The 24486-nt window shown below is 63.1% G+C and carries 19 protein-coding genes; 7 read left to right on the top strand and 12 right to left on the bottom strand.

Annotated features, from left to right (window positions below; all coding sequences use genetic code 11):
- Window positions 1-37: 37 nt before the first annotated feature.
- The 6 genes from BFN67_RS20985 to ilvD form a co-directional block, all read right to left on the bottom strand.
- Window positions 38-919, bottom strand: coding sequence for a LysR family transcriptional regulator (locus tag BFN67_RS20985; RefSeq protein ID WP_080921398.1), 882 nt, complete (start codon window positions 917-919; stop codon window positions 38-40).
- A 9-nt stretch (window positions 920-928) separates the two neighbouring features.
- Window positions 929-1972: a YeiH family protein gene (locus BFN67_RS20980; RefSeq protein WP_425349814.1), complete on the bottom strand. Its 1044-nt coding sequence runs from the start codon at window positions 1970-1972 to the stop codon at window positions 929-931.
- Between the two features lie 256 nt (window positions 1973-2228).
- Window positions 2229-3149 carry a DMT family transporter gene (locus BFN67_RS20975; protein WP_080921396.1) on the bottom strand — a complete coding sequence of 307 codons (921 nt, stop codon included), beginning with the start codon at window positions 3147-3149 and terminating at the stop codon, window positions 2229-2231.
- A gap of 155 nt (window positions 3150-3304) precedes the next feature.
- Complete coding sequence (locus BFN67_RS20970) at window positions 3305-3571, bottom strand: hypothetical protein (protein ID WP_080921395.1); 267 nt, start codon at window positions 3569-3571, stop codon at window positions 3305-3307.
- 73 nt (window positions 3572-3644) lie between these two features.
- Window positions 3645-4937, bottom strand: a complete 1293-nt coding sequence (locus BFN67_RS20965; RefSeq protein ID WP_080921394.1) for an amidohydrolase family protein — start codon at window positions 4935-4937, stop codon at window positions 3645-3647.
- 212 nt (window positions 4938-5149) lie between these two features.
- On the bottom strand, window positions 5150-6985 hold the full coding sequence (gene ilvD / locus BFN67_RS20960; RefSeq protein WP_080921393.1) for a dihydroxy-acid dehydratase: 1836 nt from the start codon (window positions 6983-6985) through the stop codon (window positions 5150-5152).
- Between the two features lie 215 nt (window positions 6986-7200).
- Between ilvD and BFN67_RS20955 the strand changes: the two genes are divergently transcribed.
- On the top strand, window positions 7201-7674 hold the full coding sequence (locus tag BFN67_RS20955) for a VOC family protein (protein ID WP_080921392.1): 474 nt from the start codon (window positions 7201-7203) through the stop codon (window positions 7672-7674).
- Between the two features lie 91 nt (window positions 7675-7765).
- Here BFN67_RS20955 and BFN67_RS20950 read toward each other — a convergent pair whose 3' ends face one another.
- Both BFN67_RS20950 and BFN67_RS20945 read right to left on the bottom strand, forming a co-directional pair.
- Window positions 7766-10846 carry an efflux RND transporter permease subunit gene (locus BFN67_RS20950; protein ID WP_080921391.1) on the bottom strand — a complete coding sequence of 1027 codons (3081 nt, stop codon included), beginning with the start codon at window positions 10844-10846 and terminating at the stop codon, window positions 7766-7768.
- On the bottom strand, window positions 10843-12075 hold the full coding sequence (locus BFN67_RS20945) for an efflux RND transporter periplasmic adaptor subunit (RefSeq protein ID WP_080921390.1): 1233 nt from the start codon (window positions 12073-12075) through the stop codon (window positions 10843-10845). Before BFN67_RS20945 ends, BFN67_RS20950 begins: the two co-directional genes overlap by 4 nt.
- 165 nt (window positions 12076-12240) lie before the next feature.
- Between BFN67_RS20945 and BFN67_RS20940 the strand changes: the two genes are divergently transcribed.
- The 4 genes from BFN67_RS20940 (at window position 12241) to BFN67_RS20925 (ending at window position 15877) form a co-directional block, all read left to right on the top strand.
- Window positions 12241-12813: a TetR/AcrR family transcriptional regulator gene (locus BFN67_RS20940; protein WP_080921475.1), complete on the top strand. Its 573-nt coding sequence runs from the start codon at window positions 12241-12243 to the stop codon at window positions 12811-12813.
- 136 nt (window positions 12814-12949) lie between these two features.
- Entirely contained in the window at window positions 12950-13600 is a 651-nt protein-coding gene (locus tag BFN67_RS20935; protein ID WP_080921389.1) for a DUF47 domain-containing protein, read from the top strand.
- A gap of 6 nt (window positions 13601-13606) precedes the next feature.
- A complete protein-coding gene (locus BFN67_RS20930) occupies window positions 13607-14611 on the top strand; it encodes an inorganic phosphate transporter (protein ID WP_080921388.1) in 1005 nt (334 codons plus the stop codon).
- 72 nt (window positions 14612-14683) lie between these two features.
- A complete protein-coding gene (locus tag BFN67_RS20925) occupies window positions 14684-15877 on the top strand; it encodes an Mrp/NBP35 family ATP-binding protein (protein WP_080921387.1) in 1194 nt (397 codons plus the stop codon).
- Between the two features lie 123 nt (window positions 15878-16000).
- Here the strand turns inward: BFN67_RS20925 and BFN67_RS20920 are convergent, their stop codons facing one another.
- Entirely contained in the window at window positions 16001-16456 is a 456-nt protein-coding gene (locus BFN67_RS20920) for an SRPBCC family protein (protein ID WP_080921386.1), read from the bottom strand.
- A 145-nt stretch (window positions 16457-16601) separates the two neighbouring features.
- Here BFN67_RS20920 and BFN67_RS20915 point away from each other — a divergent pair, with 145 nt between their 5' ends.
- The gene (locus BFN67_RS20915; RefSeq protein WP_080921385.1) at window positions 16602-18404 is read left to right on the top strand and encodes an IlvD/Edd family dehydratase; all 1803 of its coding nucleotides are present in this window, start codon (window positions 16602-16604) and stop codon (window positions 18402-18404) included.
- 4 nt (window positions 18405-18408) lie between these two features.
- Here BFN67_RS20915 and BFN67_RS20910 read toward each other — a convergent pair whose 3' ends face one another.
- The 3 genes from BFN67_RS20910 to pdxR form a co-directional block, all read right to left on the bottom strand.
- Complete coding sequence (locus BFN67_RS20910) at window positions 18409-19188, bottom strand: hypothetical protein (RefSeq protein WP_080921384.1); 780 nt, start codon at window positions 19186-19188, stop codon at window positions 18409-18411.
- 136 nt (window positions 19189-19324) lie between these two features.
- Window positions 19325-20914 (bottom strand): trimethylamine methyltransferase family protein, encoded by a 1590-nt coding sequence (locus tag BFN67_RS20905; protein WP_080921383.1) that lies wholly within the window; start codon window positions 20912-20914, stop codon window positions 19325-19327.
- A gap of 193 nt (window positions 20915-21107) precedes the next feature.
- Window positions 21108-22598, bottom strand: a complete 1491-nt coding sequence (pdxR, locus tag BFN67_RS20900) for a MocR-like pyridoxine biosynthesis transcription factor PdxR (RefSeq protein WP_080921382.1) — start codon at window positions 22596-22598, stop codon at window positions 21108-21110.
- Window positions 22599-22842: 244 nt separating this feature from the next.
- Here pdxR and pgi point away from each other — a divergent pair, with 244 nt between their 5' ends.
- Window positions 22843-24486, top strand: a complete 1644-nt coding sequence (gene pgi, locus BFN67_RS20895; RefSeq protein WP_080921381.1) for a glucose-6-phosphate isomerase — start codon at window positions 22843-22845, stop codon at window positions 24484-24486.

Here is a 24486-nt window from a genome sequence, read left to right as displayed (position 1 = left end):
TGTCAGCGCGAGCCGAGGGGATTGTCAACGCAACCGGTTAGGCGGCCCCCTCCACCAGCCGGATGAATTCGCGCTCGGCGGCGGTGCGATAACGCTCCTTGTGGCGCAGCATGGTGAATGGCCGCTCGGGCACCGGATAAGCCGCCGCCGTCAGCGTTCCGGTCTGCAACGCCTTGGCGGCGACCAGCCGCGACATGACGGTGACGCCCGCCCCCGCCTCGACCGCCGCGCGCACCGCCTCGTTGGACGGCAGTTCGAGCGCGATCTGGATATCGCCGAGGTTCAACCCCTGCGCGGCCAGAATATCGGTCAGGATCGAGCGCGTGCCCGAACCGCTTTCGCGCAGCACCCAGCTTGCGTCCATGAGGTCGATCTCGGTGGCTTTCGCCGACGCCCATGGGTGGCCGACCGGCACCACCAGAACCATCTCGTCCATGGCGACGACGCTGCTTTCCAGAAGCGGATCGGTCACCGGTCCCTCGACGAAGCCAAGGCTGGCCGCACCCTGATGCACATTGGCGGCTACCGTCTGGGTGTTGCCCATGGTCAATGTTACCGCGAGCCCCGGATAGGCGGCGCGGAATTCATGGATGATGCGCGGCAGCCAGTAATTGCCGACCGTCTGGCTGGCGGCGAGGCCAAGCGAACCGACCTTGAGTCCGGCGAGGTCGGCCAGCACCAGTTCGGCGGCGGCGGCGCGGGCCAGCACGGCTTTGGCTTCCACCAGAAAGACGCGGCCGGCATCGGTGAGGACGATGCCGCGCCCGACACGGTCGAACAGTCTGGCCGCGTAACGCGCCTCAAGCGCGGCGACCGCCGCGCTCGTTGCCGATTGGGTGAGGTTGAGGTCGCTCGCCGCGCGCGTGACATGCTCGCGCTCGGCGACCGCCACGAAGATGCGCAACTGTTCGAGCGTCATAGCCGCCTTTTAGGCCACCAGCGTCACCAGAGCCAGACTGAAACCGGCGATAAAGACAAAAGCCGAAAGCGCAAGCAGCAAGGGGCGCAGCCCGCGCAGGCGGATGTTGCGGATGTCGGTCTGCAGGCCCATGGCGGCCAGCCCCATCGTCAACAGCGCGGTTGCCACCAGCGCGATGGAGGATTCCACTTCCGCCGGCACTTCGACCACGCTGTTGAAGGCGACCACCGCGACGAAGGCGACGACGAACCATGGCATCGGCGGGCGTGCGCCGCCTGCTCCGGCACTGCCACGGCGGGCCAGGAGGCCAAGCCCGATCACCATCGGCGCCAGCATGGCGACCCGCGCCAACTTGGCGACCGTGCCGATTTCGCCGGCCTGGGGACCGCCCTGGAAGGCCGCGCCGATCACCTGCGCGACCTCATGGATCGAGGTGCCTGCCCACAGGCCGTAATGATGCTGGTCGAGCCCGAACAGCGGCGCAACCAGCGGATAGCCAAGCATGGCGACGGTGCCGAAGGCGGTGATGCAGGCGACCGCATAGGCGACGTCCTCATCGCGGCCCTGCGTAACCGTATTGGTGGCGACGATGGCCGAGGCGCCGCAGATCGACGTGCCGGCCGCGATCAACTCGGTCAGCTTGCGATCGACGCCAAGCAGGCGGCCGAGACCGAGCGTGAAACAGAAGGTCGCCACAAGCGATGCGACGGCAATGCCGATACCGGCCGGGCCGATGGAGACAAGCTGCGCCGCCGTCAACTGGAAGCCGAGCAGGATGATGGCGAAGCGCAGCAGGCTGCGCTGGCAAAACGCGATGCCTGCGGCGGTGTTGGCCGGCGTGCCGACGGAGTTGGAGAAAACGATGCCGACGATGACCGCAAGGATCATCGGGCTGAAAATGCCGAGCCCCGGAAGCTCGCGGATCGAGATCGCGGCAGCGGCAATGATCGCCGCCAGCACGATGCCCGGCCAGATGCCGGCATGCCGGCGGAGAAAACCCGGCTGCCGGGCCGATTCGTCCGGCAGAACAGAATTACCGGCGAGGAATGAGATGACAGACAATGCGTTTCTCCGAAGATGACAGGAGAGGAATGCCATTCCTCCAATCATCAATCCAACGCATTGTTCATGTCAAACCGTTCTGGAATCCAGAACGGTTGTTGCTGGAGTGGGGAGTTCGTCGTTCCGGGGCGATCGTATAGCCGGCGTGGTGCGTGCTTCGAGACGGCGGCCATGCGCCGCCTCAGCATGAGGGCGGTCGCCGCTGTTGGCTGCCAACGGCGTGGAGAAGCATGAGGGTGGTCGCCGCTCAGTTCACGCCCTTCGGCACGTTCTCGGCCGGTACCGTGTCGACCACATTCTGGCGGTGGAAGATGAACATGCCGGCAAGCACCACGATGGCCGCGCCGATCAGGATGCGCGGGCCGGGCACGTCGCCGAAGAAGACGATGCCGAACACAACCGCCCATAAAAGCAGCGTGTAGTGCAGTGGCGCCAGCGTCGAGGCCGGAGCCATTTTCAAGGCGCGGGTGATCAACAGATGCGCGATGCAGGAAACGACGCCGAGCAAAAGCATGGCGCCGAGGTCGAACGCATTCGGCGTCTGCCAGTTGCCGATGGCAAGCGCCACGCCGACCAGCAATGTGCCGATCGTCTGCCATGTCACCAATGTCGTGTCGCTGGTGCCACGAAGCTTGCGGCTGAGAATGATGGCGAAGGCGAATGCGACGGAGCCGACCAGCGCGAAAATCGACGAGGCCGAGAACGCCGCGGAAGACGGTTTCAGCATGATGATGACGCCGCAGAAGCCGATCAGGATGGCGAGGCTGCGCCGCCAGCCGACCTTTTCGTCGAGCAGGAAGTGCGACAGCGCCGCGACATAGATCGGGCCTGCCATGTAGAAACTCATCACGTCGGCGAGCGGCAGATAGACGACAGCGGCATAGAAGCAGGCGGTGTCGGCAGTGGTGGCGGCCGCCCGCCAGAATTGCAGCCATGGGCGTTCCGGCCTGAACAATCTGGATTTTTCCTGCCGGGCGATCATCGGGCCAAGCACGATAAACGCGCCGATGGAGCGGATGGCCACGACCTGACCGACCGAGAAGGAAGCCACCAGCCATTTGCCCATGGCGTCGTTGAGCGCGAACATGAAGTCGCCGGCGAGCATCAAAAGGATGCCGGCCAGAACCATGTTCTTCGTCAGATTTTCTCGGGCGAAAATGGACGCCATTGCCGAACTTCTCCGCAGCCGAGGCCAGAGCGTCCTTTATGCGTTCACTCGAACGCACAAGGGACGCCCTGAATATGATGGCGCACAAATCCCTCTATCGGGGCAAGGAAGGTTTGGCGAGCGGAATCGATTGGGGCAGCGGCGCCGGCGGAATTTTACCGTTTGTGGTGATGGCGCGGGCGCACGATGATCGGCCGGTAGATCACCGGCGGCCCCATCAGCGAGTCGAAATCCTGGGCATCGCGAAAGGCCGCCCGCCGTTCGAGGTCGAGGCGCTGCAAGCAGGTGGCGAAAGCGTCGTTATTGTGCCTGAAGCCGTAGGAGCGGCATTGCGCCTCGTCTGCCGCGCGCTGTTCTTCGGCGGTCACGCAGCCGCTGAGCAGGACACCGAGGCCAAAAATGGCAAGAGATCGCAGCCGCATCGTCTGGCTCTCCGGATGAAAGTCGCAGTCTAGACCGATTTGCGGCTCAATTGTGTGGAAACAGGCGGCGGTGTCACGTTTTCTGCGGCGGGGTTATGTGCCGGCGCTGCACCGTTGCCGGCCTTCCCGCCAGCGAAAGCCGTGTCTGCTGCCGGGCGCGCTCGGCCACCACCTTGCCGCGTGAAATCACGCAAAGCCGTTCGGGGCGCAGCCGCACCGCCTCGATGGCGTTGCCGGCGTCGAGCACGACGAGGCTGGCCCGCTTGCCGATTTCAAGCCCGAGATGATCGAGGCCCATGATCGCGGCATTGGTCGTCGTGACCATGTCGAAGCATCTGGCCATTTCGGCCGGTGAGGACATCTGGGCCACATGCAGGCCCATGAAGGCGACGTCGAGCATGTCGGCGGTGCCCAGCGAATACCACGGGTCGAGCACGCAATCCTGCCCCCAGCCGACGCGGATGCCCATCGCCAGCATTTCCTTCACCCGCGTCAGGCCGCGCCGCTTCGGGAAAGTGTCGTGGCGGCCTTGCAGCATGATGTTGATGAGCGGGTTGGGGATGACCGACAGATCGGCCTCGGCAATCAGCGGCAGGAGCTTCGAGACGTAGTAATTGTCCATGGAGTGCATGGAGGTGAGGTGAGAGCCTGCGGCGCGGCCTTGCAGGCCAAGGCGCTGCGTCTCATAGGCGAGTTGCTCGACATGGCGCGAATGCGGGTCGTCCGTCTCGTCGCAATGCATATCGACCATCAGGCTGCGTTCGGCCGCGATCTCGCAAAGTTCGGTGACGGAGCGCCGTCCGTCTTCCATGGTGCGCTCGAAATGCGGAATGCCGCCGACGATCTCGACGCCCTTGTCCAGCGCGCGTATGGTGTTTTCGCGGGCCGTGGGAGAGCGATAAAAACCGTCCTGCGGAAAGGCGACCAGTTGCAGGTCGATATAGGGCGCGACGGTCTTCTTCACTTCCAGCAGGGCCTCGACGCCGAGCAGCCGGTCGTCGCAGGTGTCGACATGGGTGCGGATGGCGAGCAGGCCCATCGAGACGGCCCAGTCGCAATAGGCCAGCGCGCGGTCACGCACGTCCTCGAAGGTCATGACCTGCTTGAGTTCGCCCCACAGCGCGATTCCTTCCAGCAGCGTGCCCGAAGCGTTGATGCGCGGCAGGCCGTAGGAGAGCGTGGCGTCCATATGGAAATGCGGATCGACGAAGGGCGCGGAGACGAGATTGCCGGAAGCGTCGATTGTGCGGCCGGCCTGCGCCTCGATCTTCGGCTCGATGGCGCGAATGGTTTCACCCGAAATGCCGATATCTGCAACGCGGCCGTCCGGCAGCGTGCCGTTGCGCACAATGATGTCGAAGTTCATGCCGTTTCCCAGGGGTCGATTGAGTCTATATTTCGGGGTGCGTCCTTCGAGGCTCGCTGCGCTCGCACCTCAGGATGAGGACCGTTTGATGCCGAACCGAAGCCTGGCAGCACCGGCTCAGGATATACTGGCATCTGGACAGCGCCCAACCATCCTCATCCTGAGGTGCGAGCGCAGCGAGCCTCGAAGGACGCACCCACTTGGCTTCCGGCCTACTCCGGCACCTTCCGCACTGCACCCTTGTCGGCGCTGGTGGCGAAGGCCGCATAGGCACGCAACGCCTGCGTGACCTTGCGCTTGCGCTGCTCCGCCGGCTTCCAGCCCTTGGCGTCCTGCTCGACGCGGCGGCGGCCGAGTTCGGCCTCGTCCACGGCAAGGTTGATGGTGCGGTTCGGAATGTCGATCTCGATCATGTCGCCGGGCCGCACCAGGCCGATCGTGCCGCCTTCCTCGGCTTCCGGCGAGGCATGGCCGATGGACAGGCCCGACGTGCCGCCGGAAAAGCGCCCGTCGGTCAACAGCGCGCAGGCCTTGCCCAGCCCTTTCGACTTCAGATAGCTGGTCGGGTAGAGCATTTCCTGCATGCCGGGGCCGCCGCGCGGCCCTTCATAGCGGATCACCACGACATCGCCTTCCTTGACCTCATTGGACAATATGCCCTTGACCGCCGCGTCCTGGCTTTCGAACACCACTGCCGGGCCGGTGAATTTCAGGATCGAGTCATCGACGCCCGCTGTCTTCACGATGCAGCCGTCGAGCGCGATATTGCCTTTCAGCACGGCCAGCCCGCCATCCTTGGAGAAGGGGTGGCTGGCTGAGCGGATGACGCCCTTTTCGCGGTCGAGATCGAGATCGTCCCAGCGCCGATCCTGGCTGAAGGCCACCTGCGTCGGCACGCCGCCGGGCGCGGCGAGGTAAAAGTCGCGCACCTTCTGGCTGTTGGTCTGGGCGATGTCCCAATGGGCGATGGCCTGGCCGAGCGTTGCCGTGTGCACGGTCGGCAGGTCGCGGTTGAGGAGGCCGGCACGGTCGAGCTCGCCCAAAATGGCGTAGATGCCGCCGGCGCGGTGAACGTCCTCCATATGCACGTCGGCCTTGGCCGGCGCCACCTTGCACAGGCAGGGCACGCGGCGCGACAGCGCATCGATGTCGTCGAGGTTGAAGTCGATGCCGCCTTCATGAGCGGCGGCTAGGATGTGCAGCACCGTATTGGTAGAGCCGCCCATGGCGACGTCCAGCGACATGGCATTCTCGAACGCCGGCTTGGAGGCGATGTTGCGCGGCAGCACGCTCTCGTCGTCCTGCTGATAATAGCGTTGGGCGAGATCGACGATCAGATGGCCGGCCTCGACGAACAGGCGCTTGCGGTCGCCATGCGTGGCCAGCGTCGAGCCATTGCCGGGCAGCGAGAGGCCGAGCGCCTCGGTCAGGCAGTTCATGGAATTGGCGGTGAACATGCCGGAGCAGGAACCGCAGGTCGGGCAGGCCGAGCGTTCCATGACGGCCACTTCCTCGTCGGAAACCGTGTCGTCGGCCGCCGCCACCATGGCATCGACGAGATCGACGGCGGTGACCTTGTCCTTCCACACCACCTTGCCGGCTTCCATCGGGCCGCCGGACACGAACACCGTCGGGATGTTGAGCCGCATGGCGGCCATCAGCATGCCGGGCGTGATCTTGTCGCAATTGGAGATGCAGACCATGGCGTCGGCGCAATGCGCATTGACCATATATTCGACAGAGTCGGCGATCAGTTCGCGCGAGGGCAGCGAATAGAGCATGCCGTCATGGCCCATCGCGATACCGTCATCCACGGCGATGGTATTGAATTCCTTGGCCACGCCCCCGGCCTTCTCGATCTCGCGCGCGACGAGCTGGCCGAGATCCTTCAGGTGGACATGGCCGGGCACGAACTGGGTGAAGGAATTCACCACCGCGATGATCGGCTTGCCGAAATCGCCGTCCTTCATGCCGGTGGCGCGCCACAGGCCGCGTGCGCCCGCCATGTTGCGGCCATGGGTGGAGGTGCGTGAGCGATAGGGAGGCATCGAAACTATCCTTGGCTTGCCTGGCGCGCCTGAAGCGCAGCCTGTCGAAAGGGATTGCCGGTTATATATACGCCTGATGCCGGCCTGGCCATGATTTTACGATGCGCCAGAGCGGACGTCCGACGTAAAAATCCGCGAGGCGTGTCGGCGGGAGGTGGATTCAATCGTTCCTTGGACGTGTAGAAACCGAAAACAACAATTGTGAGGAGCATGCCATGCAAAAGATCACCCCATGCCTGTGGTTCCGTGACGAAGCCGAAGAAGCCGTCGATTTCTATGTTTCGATCTTTCCCGGCGCGAAGAAAGGGACCGTGCTACGTAGCGATGATGTCGGGGTCAGATCCAAAGGCGGCGTCGTGATGGTGAACTTCGAGATGTTCGGCCAGACCTTCCAGGCGTTGAATGGCAATCTGGACGACCCGTTCAACAATTCCATCTCGCTCTCCATCGACTGCAAGGACCAGGCCGAGGTCGATCACTACTGGGATAGGCTGATCGGAGATCGCGGCAGCGGAATCGCCTGCTCCTGGCTGAAGGACAAGTACGGCGTTCGCTGGCAGGTGGTGCCGGAAATCCTGCCCCGGCTTCTCAACGATCCGGACAAGGCCAAGGCCGACCGTGTCATGGCCGCGATGATGAAGATGGTCAAGATCGATGTCGCCGAGATCGAGCGGGCGGCGAACGGGTAGATCGCTTATCTCGCCCCCTATTTTTCCGATCCAAAGAAAAGGCGACGGATCGCTCCGCCGCCTTTTTGTCGTCCCCGGCTGCCTGGAGCCGTCAGGGGTGCGGCACCAGTCCCCCGGCCGGCGCACCTTCCTCGACCGGCTTGGCCATCTCCTTACGGGCCAGGAAGGTGTAGAACATCGGCACCACGAACAGCGTGAAGCAGGTTCCGACGAGAATGCCGGAGAAGATCACCAGGCCCATCGAATAGCGGGCGGCTGCGCCGGCACCCTCGGCCACGATCAGCGGCACGACGCCGAGCGCCATCGCCGCCGTCGTCATCAGGATCGGCCGCAGGCGAACCTTGGCCGAGGCGATGATGCCTTCGAACTTGTTCATCCCGTGCTCCTCGCGCTGCTGGTTGGCGAACTCCACCAGCAAAATGCCGTGCTTGGTGATCAGGCCTATCAGCGTGATCAGCCCGACCTGCGTGTAGATGTTGAGCGTGCCAAGCCCGAGATTGAGCGGCACGATCGCGCCGAAGATCGACAGCGGCACCGACATCATGATGATGAGCGGGTCGCGAAAGCTTTCGAACTGCGCCGCCAGCACCAGATAGATGACCAGGATAGCCGCGCCGAAGGCGATCATCAGCGTGTTGCCCTGCTCCTTCTCCTGCCGCGACTGGCCGGAATAATCGAGCGAGAAGCCTTCCGGCATCGCCTGCTGCGCAATCTGCTCAATGGTCGCCAGGCCGTCGCCGGTCGTCACCCCAGGCAGGGGTAGCGCCGAAATCGTGGCGGAGTTCAACTGGTTGAACTGCTCGATGGCGGCCGGCGAGGCGTTGTTGGAAATCGTCACCACCGCCGACAGCGGCACCATCTGCCCGGTCGAACTGCGCACGAAGAAATCGCCCAGCTTTTGCGGGTTGTTGCGATACTCCTGCGGCACCTGCATGATGATGTCGTAGCTGTTGGAGTCGCGGTCGAACTGCGCGATCTCGCCGCCGCCGACCATCAGCGTCAGCGTGCGGCCGATATCGGCGATCGGCAGGTTGAGCGCAGCGGCGCGGTCACGGTCGATCTTCACCGTCACCTGCGGCGCGTCATAGGCCATCGAATCCTGCACGACGATGAATTTGCCGGAAGCCTGAGCCTTCTTCTTCACCTCCTCGGCGACCTCATAGACCTTGGAAGCTTCGCCGGTCGAGCGGATCACCACCGAAATCGGCAGGCCGCCGCCGGAGCCCGGCAGCGTCGGCGGCGCGAAGACGAAGGCCTCGACGCCGGCCACCTTGGATATGCGTTGCTGGATCTCCTGCTGGAGTTCCTTCGAGCTCTTGTCGCGCTCCGCCCAGTCCTTGAAGGCGAAGCCGACGAAAGCCTGGTTGACCTGGCCGCCGAAAGCGACGGCCGAGAACAGCGCCCGCGTTTCCGGAATGTCCTGCACCAGATCGGTGATCTGCTTGACATAGGTTTCGGTGTAATCCGCCGTCGCGTAGCGTGGCGCCGTGACCAGCGAAAGCAGGAAGCCCTGGTCTTCTTCGGGAGCCAGTTCGCTCGACGTCTTGGTGAACATGAAGGCCGTCACCGCGACCAGGGCGATGACGATCATCAACGTCACCGGCCGGTAGCGCAGCGAGCCCGTCACCAGCCTGCCATAGATATGCTCGACACGGGCGAAGGTATTATCCACGATTTGCTGGAAGCGGCTGTGCGAGCCGGCCTTGAGGATGCGCGCCGACATCATCGGCGTGATCGTCAAGGCAACGATGCCCGAGATCACCACCGAGCCGGCCAATGTCACCGCGAACTCGCGAAACAGCCCGCCGGTCAGCCCGCCGGTAAAGGCAAGCGGCGTGAACACGGCGGCCAGCGTGATCGTCATCGCCACGATGGCCGACGAGATTTCCTTCATGCCGTTCAATGCGGCCTGCATGGCCGACATGCCGTCTTCCATATGGCGGTGGATGTTTTCCACCACCACGATGGCGTCGTCCACCACAAGGCCGATTGCCAGAACCATGGCGAGCAGCGACAACAGGTTGATCGAGTAGCCGAACAGATAGAGCAGGAAACACACACCGATCAGCGATAGCGGAATGGTGGCGACCGGCATCAACACCGACCGGAAAGAGCCCAGGAACAGCAGGATCACCACCACCACGATGGCGACCGCCTCGGCGATGGTCTTGAACACCTCGTCGATCGAGGCGCTGATCTGCTCGGTCGCGTCATAGACGATCTCGATCTTCATGCCGTCCGGCAGGCTGGCCTGGATATTGGGCACTTCCTTGTGGATGGCCGTTGCCGTCGTCAGCGGATTGGCCGCCGGCGTCGGGAAGATGGCCAGGAAGATGCCGGGCTTGTTATTGAAACTGACGCGGGTATCGGTGTTCTCGGCGGCAAGTTCCACCGTCGCCACGTCGCCCAGCCGCACCACATCGCCGTCGGTGGAGCGCAGCGGCAGGGCCGCGAAAGCCTCCGGCGTCTGCAGCGTGGAGCGCACGGTTATCGCCGAGCCGACATAGTCGTTTTCGGTCTTGCCGGGCGCCGAAAGGAAGTTCGAGGCGTTGATGGCGGTAAGCACCTCCGCCGCCGTGATGCCACGGGCCGCGAGCCTGATCGGGTCGATCCATACGCGCATCGAATAATCGGCCGCGCCGAAGATCTGCACGTCGGCGACGCCTTCGATGGTCGCCATGCGTGGCCGGATGACGCGCTCGATATATTCGGTAAGCTGCTCCGACGTCATGTTCGGATTCTGCATCGAGATATACATCATCGCGAACTGGTCGCCGGTGCCCTTGACGATGACCGGGTCCTTGGCTTCTTCAGGCAGCGTGCCGCGCACGCCCTGAACCTTCGACAAGACGTCGGTCAGCGCCACGTCGGGGTCCGAACCGAGCTTCATCTGCACGGTCACGGTGCTGGACGAGGGACTGCTCGACGAGGTGACGTAGTCGATATTCTCGGTCGAGGCCACGGCGCGCGCGATCGGCGCCGAGATGAACCCCTGGATCAGATCCGCGCTGGCGCCCGGATAGGCCGTCGTGACCGTGATGGCCGTCTCCTCGATCTCGGGATATTGCCGGATCGACAGGTTGAAGATGCCCTCGAGGCCGAGCAGCAGGATCATGGTGGCGAAGACGGTCGAAAAGACCGGACGCCGGATGAAAAGTGCTGAAATACTCATTGAGCAGCGCCCTGCGTTGCTGGAAGCTTGGAGATGTCGACGGTGTTGTCGACGTTGACGGGCGCGCCGTTGGACAGCCGGTTCTGGCCCGCGGTCACGATCTCCTCGCCGGCCTTGACGCCCTTGGTGATCTCGACCACCCCTCCGAAGCGGCGGCCCGGCGTAACGAAGATCTGATAGGCCGCGAGCTTTTCCGCTTCAGGCTTGGCAGCGGCCTTGTCGTCAGGTTTTGCGGTCCCCTCGGCCGGCGCCTTGGCTCTGTCGGCCTCGGCCTTGGCTTCCTCGGGCTTCGTGTCCGCAGCCTTGGCGTTTGCCTCCTGGGCAGGGCGCACGGCATAGACATAGTCGCCATAGAGGCTGTTGATCAGCGCGGTCTGCGGAATGGCGATCACGCCTTTTTCCTCAGGCAGTTGCACGCGCACCTGGACGAACTGGCCAGGGCTGAGATGCCCATCGGGATTGTTGATTTCAGCTCGCACGGAGACGAGGCGGCTGACCGGGTCGATCTTGGGATCGATGCCGGTGATGGTGCCCTTGTAGGGCATGTCGTCCTTGGAGACGCCGAAGATGGCCTGCTGGCCGATCTTCAGTTCGGCGAAATGCTGTTCCGGCACCGTGAAGTCGACGCGCAGCTTGTCGAGATTCTGCAGTGTCACGATCGCATTGCCCGGCGCGACATATTGCCCGAGGTCGATGCGCGGAATGCCGACCGTGCCGTCAAAGGGTGCCTGGACCAGCTTCTGGTCGGCCAGCGCCTGCAGCTTCGCGACCTGCGAAACGGAAGACGAATAGGTTGCCTGCGCCGTATCCAGCGTCGCGTCGGTGCCGACGCCGCGCTTTTGCAGCGCCACCGCACGGTCGAGCGCCTGCTTGTCCAAAACGACCTTGGTTTTTGCCGCGGCAAGATCGGCCAGTTCGACCTCGTCGTCGAGATGAACGAGAAGCTGGCCCTTCTTCACGCGATCATTGGCTTCGAACAGGATTTCCTTGACGATGCCGGCGGTTTCCACCGCGAGATTGACGCCGTGCGAGGCCGAAACCGTGCCGAGCGCCTCGATGCCCGGAGTCCAATCCATCGGTTTGACGTCGATCGTCGAAACCGTGAGCGTCGGCACCGGCATGTTGGCGAAGAACTGCTTGATCGCATTGTCGCGGAAAAGGTTGAAGCCGACGATGCCGCCGACGACCAGCACGAGCAGGATAAAAGCAATGATGAAGCGCTTGATCACGTGAGACCCCTCGGTCGGCAAATTCAAAAATTGGCAATGGCATACGGACGCAAATATGGCGTGAATCGCGACGCCAATTTCGCAAGGCGCCTTACTGTACCGTCTGGACGGTCTTGTCAATTGGGTCTAACCCTATAAATGGAGGAACCCGGAACAAGAGTCGCCATGAAAGCTCCGAGAACCAATTCGCGTGAAAAGATCCTTGCCGCAGCGGCCGACGTCGCCCGCGAGGCCGGGCCGGGCAATCTGTCGCTCGATGCCGTCGCCAGCCGCGCCGGCGTTTCCAAGGGCGGCTTGCTCTATAATTTCCCGACCAAGGCCAAGCTGATGCAAGGGCTTGTGGAGGAGTATTTGCGCGAATTCGAGCAGGCGCTGGAAGATGCCCGCTCGACCAGCCCCAGTGCCGAGAACCTGCTTTCCACCTATATCCGGCTTGCCGCGCGCGAATGCCGCGACATGGAAACCTCGGCCTCATGGATTTTTTCGGCACTGGCCGAGGATCCGGATTTTCTTACGCCGATCAAGCTGTTCAGGCGCCAGCTTTTCGAGCGCCTCAAGGCCGAGACACCCGATCTGCGCGCCTTGCTCGTCACCTATCTGGCGATTGAGGGCCTGCGCAGCATGAATCTGTTCGGCTTCGATCCGCTCGCCGACGACGAGCGGCAATTGCTGGTCGATTCCCTGTTGAAGATGGCCGAAGCCGACAACGCAGTGCCGTTGGAAAAGCTCGACGCTTGAGGCGCGGCTTCCGCCTGCGTGTGCCCAAATCGGCTGCATCGCGTGAAGCATCCCCATCTTTTGGCGATTTTACGGTTTCCACAACTCGGACGCTGCGCTATCTGACAGGTCCCGCCGCCGGCAAGAGAAGATCGCAATGCTGAACTGGTTCCGCAAGCTGCTGCCGCATGAGGACCGCTTCTTCGACCTGTTCGAGCGGCACTCACATACGGTCGTGGGTGCGGCCGAGGCGCTGGAGCGCCTTCTGGCCGGCGGTCCCGAGGTCGATCGCTGGTGCCAGGAGATCGTCGAGCTGGAAGACCAGGCCGACCACATCACCGCCGAGGTGATGCTGGCGGTGCGGCGCTCCTTCATCACGCCGTTCGACCGCAGCGACATTCAGGACCTGATCCAGTCGATGGACGACGCCATCGACATGATGCACAAGACTGTCAAGACCGTGCGCCTGTTCGAGAGGACGGAGTTCGACCCGCTGATGCGCGAGATGGGCGGCGTCATCGTTCAGGCCGCCGGGTTGGTCGCCGAGGCGATTCCGCTGCTTGCCCAGGTCAGTGCCAATACCGCGCGCCTCAGCACCATCGCCGAGGAGGTTATGCGCGTCGAGGGCCGAGCCGACGACCTGCATGAGCAGGGGCTGAAGGACCTGTACAAGCGTTATGGCCGCAGCCAGGGCGACGCCATGGCCTATATGATTGGCTCCGAGATCTATGGCCAGCTCGAAAAGGTCGTTGACCGTTTCGAGGATGTCGCCAACGAGATCAGCGGCATCGCCATCGAGAACGTGTAGCCGCTGATGGATGCCGCTCTCGCCTTTCCCCTGCTGGTCAGCCTGATCGCAGTCGCGCTGTTCTTCGATTTCCTCAACGGCCTGCACGATGCGGCCAACTCCATCGCCACCATTGTCTCGACGCGGGTGCTACGGCCGCAATATGCGGTGTTTTGGGCCGCTTTTTTCAATTTCATCGCCTTTCTGTTCTTCGGCCTGCATGTGGCGAACACGCTGGGCACGGGCATCATCGATGCCGACACGATCACGCCGGCGGTGATCTTTGCCGCGCTCGCCGGGGCCATCGTCTGGAATATCGTCACCTGGCTGGCCGGCATTCCTTCTTCGTCGTCGCATGCGCTGATCGGCGGGCTGGTCGGCGCCGGCGTCGCCAAGGCCGGGTTCGGCGCGATCGTCTGGTCGGGTTTGGGCAAGACCGTCGCGGCCATCGTGCTGTCGCCCTTGACCGGCTTTTTCCTGGCGCTTCTGCTGGTGCTCGCCGTCTCCTGGGTTTTCGTGCGCCAGACGCCGTTTGCCGTCGATCGCAGCTTCCGCATCCTGCAATTCCTCTCAGCTTCGCTCTATTCGCTCGGTCATGGCGGCAATGACGCGCAAAAGACCATGGGCATCATCGCCGTGCTGCTTTATTCGCAGGGCATGCTGGGCGACACTTTCTATGTGCCGCTATGGGTGGTGCTGACCTGCCAGTCGGCGCTGGCGCTGGGCACGTTGTTTGGCGGCTGGCGCATCGTCCACACCATGGGTTCCAAGATCACGCGGCTGAACCCGATGCAGGGCTTTTGCGCTGAAACCGGCGGCGCGCTTACTCTGTTTGGCGCCACCTGGCTCGGCATCCCGGTATCCACGACGCACACCATCACCGGCGCGATCATCGGCGTCGGCGCCGCGCGGCGTGTCTCGGCGGTGCGCTGGGGCGTGGCCAAGAGCATAGTCGTCGCCTGGGTGGTCACGCTTCCGGCAACAGCCGCCATCGCTGCGGCGACCTACTGGCTGACGCATCTGGCCGGCTGATGCCGCAGGCTGGTCCTTGGATGCGCCGCCGATCTGCACTATGTCAGCCACGACTAGCATGAGGAGCGCGCAATGGCCGCCAATGGGGAAGCCGTCACCAAGCAAGCCGTCATCGACCGCCTGAAGACGGTCAGCGGGCCGGATTTTTCGGGCAATATCGTCGATCTCGGCATGGTGTCGGACATCTTCATCGCCGATGCCAAGGTCTTCTTCTCCATCACCGTGCCGGCCGCGCGCGCCAGGGAGATGGAACCGCTGCGCGAAGCCGCCGAACGGGTCGTCAAGGCTGTTCCCGGCGTGGCTAGTGCCGTCGTGGCGCTGACCGCCGAGCGCAAGGGCGGCGGCATGGAAAATGCGCCTCCACCACGTCCGGCGCCCTCCCATCCGACTGCGGCACCGCCACGCGCCGTTCCCCCACATGCTCCCCCCGGTGCTCCATCGCGCACATCCGGCAAGCGCGGCGTGCCCGGCATCGAGGCGATCATCGCAGTGGCGTCGGGCAAGGGCGGCGTCGGCAAGTCGACCACCGCCGTCAACATCGCGCTCGGCCTCGCCGCCAACGGGTTGAAGGTCGGCGTGCTCGATGCTGATATTTACGGGCCTTCCATGCCGCGCCTGCTTGGCATTCACGGGCGGCCGCAGACGGCCGACGGCAAGGTTTTGAAGCCGATGGAGAATTTCGGGCTCAGGGTCATGTCGATGGGCTTTCTGGTGGACGAGGAAACGCCGATGATCTGGCGCGGGCCGATGGTCATGTCGGCGCTGACGCAAATGCTGCGCGAGGTCGAATGGGGTCCGCTCGATGTTCTGGTGGTCGATATGCCGCCCGGCACCGGCGACGCGCAGTTGACCATGGCCCAACAGGTGCCGCTGGCTGGCGCCGTCATCGTCTCCACGCCGCAGGATCTGGCCCTGATCGACGCCCGCAAGGGTCTCAACATGTTCAGGAAGGTCGATGTGCCGCTGCTCGGTATCGTCGAGAACATGAGCTATTTCATCGCCCCCGACACCGGCAAGCGCTACGACATTTTCGGCCATGGCGGCGCGAGGAAGGAAGCCGAGCGGCTTGGCGTGACCTTTCTTGGCGAAGTGCCGCTGGAAATGGGCATCCGCGAAAGTTCGGACGAAGGCCAGCCGGTTGTCGCCGCCAGACCGGACGGCGCCGAGGCAAAAATCTATCGCGACATTGCCGGCAAGGTCTGGCAGCGATTGGCAGAGGAAAAGGGCGCCTCGGAAGCCGCGACGCCGTCAATCGTGTTTGAGTGAGGTTCGGCAATAGGCAGGTCGGCAATAGGGAGGATACCTTTGCGACGGCTTGACCCTTACAGTGGAGCCGGAAAAGCCATTCCGACTGCCGACTGCCGACTGCCGACTGCCGACTGCCGAGACTTATTCCCCGCTCCCCACCTTCTCGCTGAAGGTCGAGAAGAACTGGCCAGCCAGTTTCTTCGAGGTCGAAGTGATGAGTCGGCTGCCGAGCTGGGCGATCTTGCCGCCGACATCGGCCTTGGCCGCATAATTGAGGATGGTCGCGTCATCGCCGTCAGGCGAAAGCGTGACATCGGCGCCACCCTTGGCGAAGCCGGCAATGCCGCCCTTGCCTTCGCCCTGGATCGTATAGGAATGCGGCGGCTTGAGGTTCTTCAGCACCACCTCGCCCTGGAAGGTGGCTTTGATCGGGCCGATCTTGAGCACGACCGTCGCGGCCATTTCGGTCGGCGTCTTCATCTCCAGGCTTTGGCAGCCGGGAATGCTTTCGCGCAAAATCGCAGGGTCGTTCAGCGCCGCCCAAACCTTGTCGACGGGGGCGGCGATGCGCTCTTCGCCTTCGATCACCAGTGCCATGGAATCCTCCTCCTGAATTGACGCTACGCCTACAGCAGCGGCGTGCGACTGTCCATCGCACCAAAGTCCTGCCGGACCGCTCTTCTGCCTCTTGCCTGCGGGCACGCCATGCCATATCCATTTGTCTTACAAATAGGAGAGTCCCATGGCAGGCGCGCCCACCGGCAAGAAGTTTCGTTCGCAGGAATGGTTCGACAACCCAGATAATCCGGGCATGACGGCGCTTTATCTGGAGCGCTATCTCAATTTCGGGCTGACGCGTGCCGAGTTGCAATCGGGCAAGCCGTTGATCGGCATCGCCCAGACCGGCTCGGACCTGTCGCCATGCAACCGTCATCATCTCGAACTGGCCAAGCGCGTGCGCGCCGGCATCGAGGCGGCGGGCGGCATTCCGTTCGAATTTCCCTGCCATCCGATCCAGGAAACAGGCAAGCGCCCCACCGCCTCGCTCGACCGCAACCTTGCCTATCTGTCGCTTGTCGAGGTGCTTTATGGCTATCCGCTCGACGGTGTGGTGCTGACCGTGGGCTGTGACAAGACTACACCGGCCATGTTGATGGCCGCCGCCACCGTCAACATTCCGGCCATCGCGCTTTCCGTCGGCCCGATGCTGAACGGCTGGCACAAGGGCAAGCGCACCGGTTCTGGAACGATTGTATGGGAGTCCCGCCAGCGGCTTTCCGCCGGCGAGATCGATTATGACGAGTTCATGGAGATCGTGGCGTCCTCCGCGCCTTCGGTCGGCTATTGCAACACGATGGGCACGGCGACCACGATGAACAGCCTCGCCGAGGCGCTCGGCATGCAACTGCCGGGCTCCGCGGCGATTCCCGCGCCGTATCGCGAGCGCGGCCAGATTTCCTACGAGACCGGCCGACGCATTGTGGAAATGGTGCATGAAGATCTGAAGCCGTCGGACATCATGACTCGTGAAGCGTTTGAAAATGCCGTCGTCGTCAATTCGGCCATTGGCGGGTCCACCAATGCGCCGATCCATTTGAACGCGATTGCACGCCATCTCGGCGTCAAGCTCGACAATGACGACTGGCAGGCCATCGGCCACAAGATCCCGCTGTTGGTCAATTTGCAGCCGGCGGGCGAATATCTCGGCGAGGATTATCACCACGCCGGCGGTGTTCCTGCGGTCGTGGGCGAACTGATGAAGGCCGGGCTTTTGCCGCATCCCGGCGCAAACACCGTCAATGGCAGAACCATCGGCGAGAATTGCGGCCACGCCGAAGTGCTTGATTCCAAGGTGATTCACGGCGCTGCCGACCCGCTGGTCAAGGATGCCGGCTTTATCAATCTCAAAGGCAATCTGTTCGACAGCGCCATCATGAAAACCAGCGTGATCTCCAGGGAGTTCCGCGACCGTTATCTTTCCAACCCCGACGATCCGGAGGCCTTCGAGGGCAAGGCAGCCGTTTTTGAAGGGCCGGAAGACTATCATGCGCGTATCGACGATCCGGCTGAGGGCATCGACGAGTTCACCATTCTGTTCATGCGTGGTGCGGGGCCGGTCGGCTATCCGGGCGGCGCCGAAGTGGTCAACATGCAGCCGCCGGCCTACCTCATCAAGAAGGGCGTGCATTCGCTGCCCTGTATCGGTGATGGCCGTCAGTCGGGAACGTCCGGCACGCCGTCGATCCTCAATGCCTCGCCGGAAGCCGCCGTCGGCGGCGGGCTGGCGCTGCTCAAGACTGGGGACCGGGTGCGCATCGACCTGAAAAAAGCGACGGCCAATATCCTCATTTCCGATGAAGAACTGGCCGCGCGCCGTGCAGCGCTGGAAGCCGCCAGCGGCTATCGCTATCCTGACCACCAGACGCCGTGGCAGGAAATCCAGCGCTCCATGGTCGACCAGTTCGATCAAGGCATGGTGCTCAAGCCGGCGGTGAAATATCAGGATGTCGCGCACACCAAAGGCATGCCGCGCGACAATCACTGAGGTATCATGCAAGCGGCCTGGGACCGGCTGCTGGCGCGATGCGCGCCTGCTGCAGGACATAGAAGACGAGCACGATAGCGGCGTCGAGTTCGAACACCTCTTCCATGGCCGCCAGTTCCGGGGTCGCCAGGATGTGCGAAGAGGCGGCGACGTCGATAACCTGAGCCAGACCGATGAAGCCGAAGTGGAGAAAGAGCAACGTATGGCTGGAAAGCCGGGTATTTCTTCCGGCGAAACCCTTTGTCACCAGTCTGAGCGCGAGTGTCAAAAAGGCGAGCGCCCCTATGGCCATCAGGCCCACCCACAACCAGGCGAGATCCTGGCTGGCGCTTTGTAACAGCCGATACACCAGTATGAACAGGTCGTGGAAACCATCCAGCTGGCCGCCGCCATAAAGCGGTGGCGGCTCGTAGCCGAACAGCCGGGAGCCGAAGCTGGTTTCATCCATCAGTTCGGCAAAGCCGATCAGGCCGGCGAGCAGAAGCGGTGCCCGAAAGCCGACAAGAATTGTTGCGACCACCGCGCCCAGAAAAGCCATGGCAAACATCATGGCGCTTGCCGTCTCGACGATGCCGTCCTCTTGCAAAAGCAGCGGCCGCATGTCGGGGGCGAAGATGGCGACGGCCGCGCTGAGGGCGGTGACAATTGTGACAACGGCCAACGCAGACACGAGATGCCGGGACTGGTCCGGTTGCGTAAGCGGGCGGGCTTTAGTTGGCGCGAAGATGGCGAAGCCACCTGGCGAGCCGATGGCATCATTGGCCTGATGCGTGTGTTGCACCATGGACGCTCCTCTCCGGCTTGTCACGGAGGTGTCACATAGCGCTGAATTCAGGCCCGGAAATGGCAGCCGGCAAAAAGAAGCGACCGCACACACCAGCCGGCCGTACGTATGGCCGGCAGGCTGAAAGGCTGCTGCCTCAGCCGCCCATCTGGCTGCGTGGCAAGCGAACGAGGTCGCCGAACATGGCACGCAATTTATCGTCCACGGCGCGCGACACATGGCGCGGGAAGCGCTCTTCCAGGACACGCTTCTTTTCCGCGATCGCCCGCTGCAAGATGTCGGGCCGGCCCTTTTCGTTCCATTCCTTGGGCGAGAAACGATCGCCGACGGCGGGATAGAAATATTCCGTCTGCATCAGTTTCAGCGTCTGCTCGTGGCCGAGATAATGCCCCGGCCCGTTGAGGCAGACATCAGCGATGGTGTCCACCGAAAGAGCGGCGTCCGTCACCTCGATGCCGCGCACGCAGCGCAGGCAATGACCGAGCATGTCATTGTCGATGATGAGGCTTTCCAGGCAGAAGCCGAGCAGCGAGGCATGCATGCCGGCCGATTCATAAACGAGATTGAGCCCGGCCAGGCCCGCCATCACATCGGTGATGCCTTTTTCATAGCCGGACTGGATGTCCGGCAGCTTGGAATCGGTCATGCCGGCGGCAGAGCCGCCCGGCAAATCGTAGAATTGCGCCATCTGCGCGCATGCCGCCGTCAGCACCGCCTGTTCGGCAGAACCGCCCGACATGGCGCCGGTGCGCAGATCCGAGACGAAGGGCCAGGTGCCGAAGATCGCCGGATGGCCGGGCTTGATGGCGTTGACATAGCAAAGGCCGGCCAACACCTCGGCCACTGCCTGCGTGACCGCGCCGGCAATTGCCGCCGGCGCCGTGGCGCCGGCCTGGCCGGCCGAAAGCAGCAGGATCGGGATACCGCCTTCGACGCAGGCTTCCAGCACGCCGCAGGCGTCCTCGGCAAACTTCATCGGCGGTACGACGAAGCAGTTGGAATTGGAGACGAAGGGGCGGGCGCGGAAATTTTCCTCACCGCCGGCGATGGCATAAAGCATGTCCAGCGCCGGCTTGACGTTCTCGCGCACGGTGAACGAGGTGCCGACATGTTTGGAGGTGCCCATGACGCAGGCGTAGAGCGTGTTGAAATCCATCTCCAGCGGGTCGGGAATGTCGCGCGGCACCATCGGGCGCTGGAAGAAATGAATATTGTCCAGCCCATCGACGATGCGGGCGGCGTCATAGATGTCCTGTAACAGGGATTCGCGATATTCGCGTTTTTCCACGTCCACCAGATGCACGGCGGCGCCCGCCGTGCCGTAATGCACGCGCTTGCCCTGGATCACCATGTCGTGCTTCGGGTCCTGCCCGTGCAGCGTGAAGTGGCGGGCGGCTTTCTGGATCGTTTCGAGCACGAGATTGCGCGGGAAACGGATGCGCCCGTCCTCGCTATAAGTCGCGCCGGCTCTGGTCAGCGCCTCGATGCAGGAAGGGACGGCATTGGCGAAGCCGACACGCTCCAGAAGCGTCAGCACGGCTTCATGGATGCGCTCCATGTCGCCCGGTTTCAGCGGCCCGTAACTGCCGCCTTCAAGGCCTGCCCGCACCGGCCTGACATCGTCGGCCAAAGGTGCCGCCCGCATGGCGCGGCGCGCTTCGCGCCCGCCGGCTCGCCGGGAACGATTGTCCGCCGGCGCATCCTGCATCTCCGCAGTCACTGACATGAAAGTGCTCCACCGCTAAAGCGAAACCGGGCGCTGGTTGGTCCAGCATTCCTGCAATTTCGTTCCCTTCGGTGCTGACTATGCGCCGCCTATTGGCACAGACTATAAGCCAGTGCTTTCCGGCCGATGGGCCAGCGAGAAAATGCGGATGAGTACGATTTTTACCCTTCCTGCAAGGGAAGGATAACGCCGCTCACGCTGCGGCCGGGCGTCGGCCGGCGGCGGTTGCCAGTTCCCTGATGCCGGGCTCGATATGTTGCAGAGCAATCGAGGAAAAACCGAGCCGCATGAAGCGGGTCGGCTTGTCGCTGCGGTCAAAGAAGCGGTCGCCTGGCTCAATGATTACACTGCGGCTGGCCGCAAGGGATGCCAGCGCGCGGGCGTCGGTGCCGTGCGGGCCTTCCAGCCACAGCGAGGTGCCGCCGGCCGAATCCGTCGAATTCCAGTCCGGCAGAAAGGCGTCTATGGCATGGACCAGGCGCTTGCGCCGCTCCTCGAAGGCATTGGAAAGCCGCCGCACCAAAGCCTCGTGATGGCCGAGCGACAAAAACAGCGCCACGGCGCGCTGGTTGTTTGCCGGCGGATGGCGCAGCATGAAACGCCGCAGTGCTCGCAGTTCCGCGATCAGGTCGGCGGAGGCGACGATGTAGCCGAGGCGCAGGCCCGGCGCCAAGGTCTTCGACATGGAGCCGACATAGATGACGCGGCCGGAACGATCGACGCTTTTCAGCGCCTGTTGCGGCGCCTCGTCGAGCAACTGGCTGTCATAGCCGTCCTCGATGATGATGTGGTTGTTGCGGTTGGCGCGCGTCAGAAGATCCTGCCGCCGTGCTTCCGATAGCGGCACCATGGTCGGGCAATGATGGCTCGGAGTGGTGAAGACGAAGCCGGCGTCGGGCGCGATCGCCGAGGTGACGATACCTTCCTCATCGACCGGAACCGGTTGCACCTCCGCGCCTGCGAGCTTGAAGATCGACCGCGCGTCGGGATAGCCGGGGTCTTCCATCGCTACCTTGGAGCCCTTGGCCATCAGCAGCGTCGCCAGCATGTAGAGCGCGTTTTGCGCGCCCAGCGTGACGATGATCTCGTCCGGATTGGCGAAAATGCCGCGTCTGGGCAGCAAGCGCGCCTGGATCTGCTCGATCAGCAGCGGGTCGTCGCGGTCCACCATGTCGGAGGCCCAGTTGCGGATTTCGAGTACCGCCAGCGCCATGCGGTTGCATTCGCGCCATTCGGCGGTCGGGAACAGCGCCGGATCGAACTGACCGTAAACGAAGGGATAGGAGGATTTGATCCAGTTTTCGTACTTGCTCGGCGGGGCGAGGTCGCTCGCCACGACCTTGCGGCGCGCTTTCCAGTCGATCTCATTGGCCTGCTCGGGCGTCTTCTGCGGCTTGGCCGGCGTCGTCAGCACTTCCGGATTGACGAAATGGCCGCGCCGTTCGCGCGCCACCAGAAAGCCCTGATCGACGAGTTGCTGGAAGGCCAGCACCACCGTGCCGCGCGCCACGCCGAGCTTTTCGGCCAGGATGCGGCAAGAGGGCAGAGGCATCGAGGCAGCGATCTGTCGGTCGAGGATCGCTGCCACGATCGCCTGGCGGATCTGCGCCTGCAGGGTCTGCCCGGATTCGGCAGAGATGTGAAACAGGCCGGACCAGATCGCGGTGTCGTTTCGCTGTGGCATGATGCAACCTCCCCGGTGGTCAGTCTTTTTCGCTTGGGTGGACCAGTGGACTGTATCGGTGGCATAAGCGGTTGCGCCAATGAATTTTTCTGATCGCAACGATTTATACCAGTGATCGTTCACGATCAGTCCAACATCAGAAATGGCCGCCGTTCATATTGCTCGTATAGCTTTTGCGTGAACCTCTCGCCGCCGGGCCTCTCACTGATTAGAATGGTGCCGGAATCGTACACAGGAGATTGCCGTGGATCATTCAGCCTTCAAGAAGGAACTTGCGGCGTTGCGCGCGCATCGCGCCGACCTGTCCATGGACATGCGGGAAGCTTTCGCTGCCGATTCGGGGCGGTTCAGCCACTTTTCGGCGGGCGATGGGGATCTTCTGCTCGACTGGTCGAAATGCGCTGTCGATGCAAGGGCCATGACGATGCTGGAGGGGCTGGCAAGCGCCGCCGACCTGGAAGGGCGGCGCGCGGCGATGTTTGCCGGCAGGCATATCAACGTCACCGAGGATCGCGCCGTGCTGCACACCGCCTTGCGCGATCTCGACCGCAAGGGGCTGGTGGTCGACGGCCAGCATGTGAACGACGATGTGCGCGCGGTCCTCGACGCCATGGCTGCCTTTGCTGAAACCGTCCGTTCCGGCAAGGCTGTCGGCGCCACCGGCAAGAAGATCACCGATGTCGTCAATATCGGCATTGGTGGTTCCGATCTCGGCCCGGTCATGGCGACACTGGCGCTGGCACCTTACCACGACGGGCCGCGCACGCATTTCGTCTCCAATATAGACGGCGCGCATATCCACGACACGCTGAAAGGGCTTTCGGCGGAAACGACCTTGTTCATCATCGCCTCGAAAACCTTCACCACGGTCGAAACCATGACCAATGCGGCGACGGCGCGCAAATGGGTGGAAAAGGCATTGGGCAGCGACGCCGTCGGCAAACATTTCGCCGCCGTCTCCACGGCGCTCGATCTCGTCGCCAAATTCGGCATCGGAAAAGACCGTGTCTTCGGCTTCTGGGATTGGGTCGGCGGCCGCTATTCGGTGTGGGGCGCGATCGGCCTGCCGGTGATGATGGCGGTTGGCCCGAATAATTTCCGCGCCTTTCTCGGCGGCGCGCATGAGATGGACGAGCATTTCCGCACGGCCTCCCTGATGAAGAACCTGCCCGTGCTGCTGGGCCTCATCGGTTTCTGGCATCGTGCGGTGTGCGATTATCCGGCGCGCGCGGTCATCCCCTACGACCAGCGCCTGCTTCGCCTGCCGGCCTATCTGCAGCAACTCGACATGGAATCGAACGGCAAGAGCGTGACATTGGATGGCGGGGTGCCGCTGACACCGACCGGTCCGCTGGTCTGGGGCGAGCCGGGCACCAACGGCCAGCATGCCTTCTTCCAGCTTCTGCATCAGGGTACCGACGTCATCCCCATCGAATTCATGGCCGCCGCCGTTGGCCATGAGCCGGGCCTCAAGCATCATCACGATCTTTTGCTGGCCAATTGCGTTGCGCAATCGCAGGCCCTGATGAAAGGCCGCACGCTTGAAGAGGCACGCGAGCAGATGCTGGCCAAGGGCATGAAGGAGGATGACGTGGCGAGGATTGCGCCGCACCGCGTCTTTTCCGGCAACCGGCCGTCGATCACCATTCTTTACCGCAAGCTCGATCCGCGCACGCTCGGGCGTCTGATCGCGCTTTACGAGCATCGGGTTTTCGTCGAGGGCACGCTCTATAACATCAATTCCTTCGACCAATGGGGCGTGGAACTGGGCAAGGAACTGGCGACCAGCCTGTTGCCTGTCGTGGAAGGCAAGCAGGATGCCGCAGGCAGGGACGCCTCGACAGCCGGCCTTGTGCAGCATATCCATCATCTGCGCGGGGCGGAGTAG

It is taken from the genome of Manganibacter manganicus (assembly GCF_002075885.1).
GTDB lineage: Bacteria > Pseudomonadota > Alphaproteobacteria > Rhizobiales > Rhizobiaceae > Mesorhizobium > Mesorhizobium manganicum.
This window is presented reverse-complemented; position numbering and strand designations above follow the sequence as displayed.

Bases quoted from the DNA above. Each gene is read 5' to 3' on its own strand.
- BFN67_RS20985 (WP_080921398.1), bottom strand. From the start codon at position 919: ATGACGCTCGAACAGTTGCGCATCTTCGTGGCGGTCGCCGAGCGCGAG.
- BFN67_RS20975 (WP_080921396.1), bottom strand. From the start codon at position 3,149: ATGGCGTCCATTTTCGCCCGAGAAAATCTGACGAAGAACATGGTTCTG.
- BFN67_RS20970 (WP_080921395.1), bottom strand. From the start codon at position 3,571: ATGCGGCTGCGATCTCTTGCCATTTTTGGCCTCGGTGTCCTGCTCAGC.
- BFN67_RS20965 (WP_080921394.1), bottom strand. From the start codon at position 4,937: ATGAACTTCGACATCATTGTGCGCAACGGCACGCTGCCGGACGGCCGC.
- ilvD (WP_080921393.1), bottom strand. From the start codon at position 6,985: ATGCCTCCCTATCGCTCACGCACCTCCACCCATGGCCGCAACATGGCG.
- BFN67_RS20955 (WP_080921392.1), top strand. From the start codon at position 7,201: ATGCAAAAGATCACCCCATGCCTGTGGTTCCGTGACGAAGCCGAAGAA.
- BFN67_RS20950 (WP_080921391.1), bottom strand. From the start codon at position 10,846: ATGAGTATTTCAGCACTTTTCATCCGGCGTCCGGTCTTTTCGACCGTC.
- BFN67_RS20940 (WP_080921475.1), top strand. From the start codon at position 12,241: ATGAAAGCTCCGAGAACCAATTCGCGTGAAAAGATCCTTGCCGCAGCG.
- BFN67_RS20935 (WP_080921389.1), top strand. From the start codon at position 12,950: ATGCTGAACTGGTTCCGCAAGCTGCTGCCGCATGAGGACCGCTTCTTC.
- BFN67_RS20930 (WP_080921388.1), top strand. From the start codon at position 13,607: ATGGATGCCGCTCTCGCCTTTCCCCTGCTGGTCAGCCTGATCGCAGTC.
- BFN67_RS20925 (WP_080921387.1), top strand. From the start codon at position 14,684: ATGGCCGCCAATGGGGAAGCCGTCACCAAGCAAGCCGTCATCGACCGC.
- BFN67_RS20920 (WP_080921386.1), bottom strand. From the start codon at position 16,456: ATGGCACTGGTGATCGAAGGCGAAGAGCGCATCGCCGCCCCCGTCGAC.
- BFN67_RS20915 (WP_080921385.1), top strand. From the start codon at position 16,602: ATGGCAGGCGCGCCCACCGGCAAGAAGTTTCGTTCGCAGGAATGGTTC.
- BFN67_RS20910 (WP_080921384.1), bottom strand. From the start codon at position 19,188: ATGGTGCAACACACGCATCAGGCCAATGATGCCATCGGCTCGCCAGGT.
- BFN67_RS20905 (WP_080921383.1), bottom strand. From the start codon at position 20,914: ATGTCAGTGACTGCGGAGATGCAGGATGCGCCGGCGGACAATCGTTCC.
- pdxR (WP_080921382.1), bottom strand. From the start codon at position 22,598: ATGCCACAGCGAAACGACACCGCGATCTGGTCCGGCCTGTTTCACATC.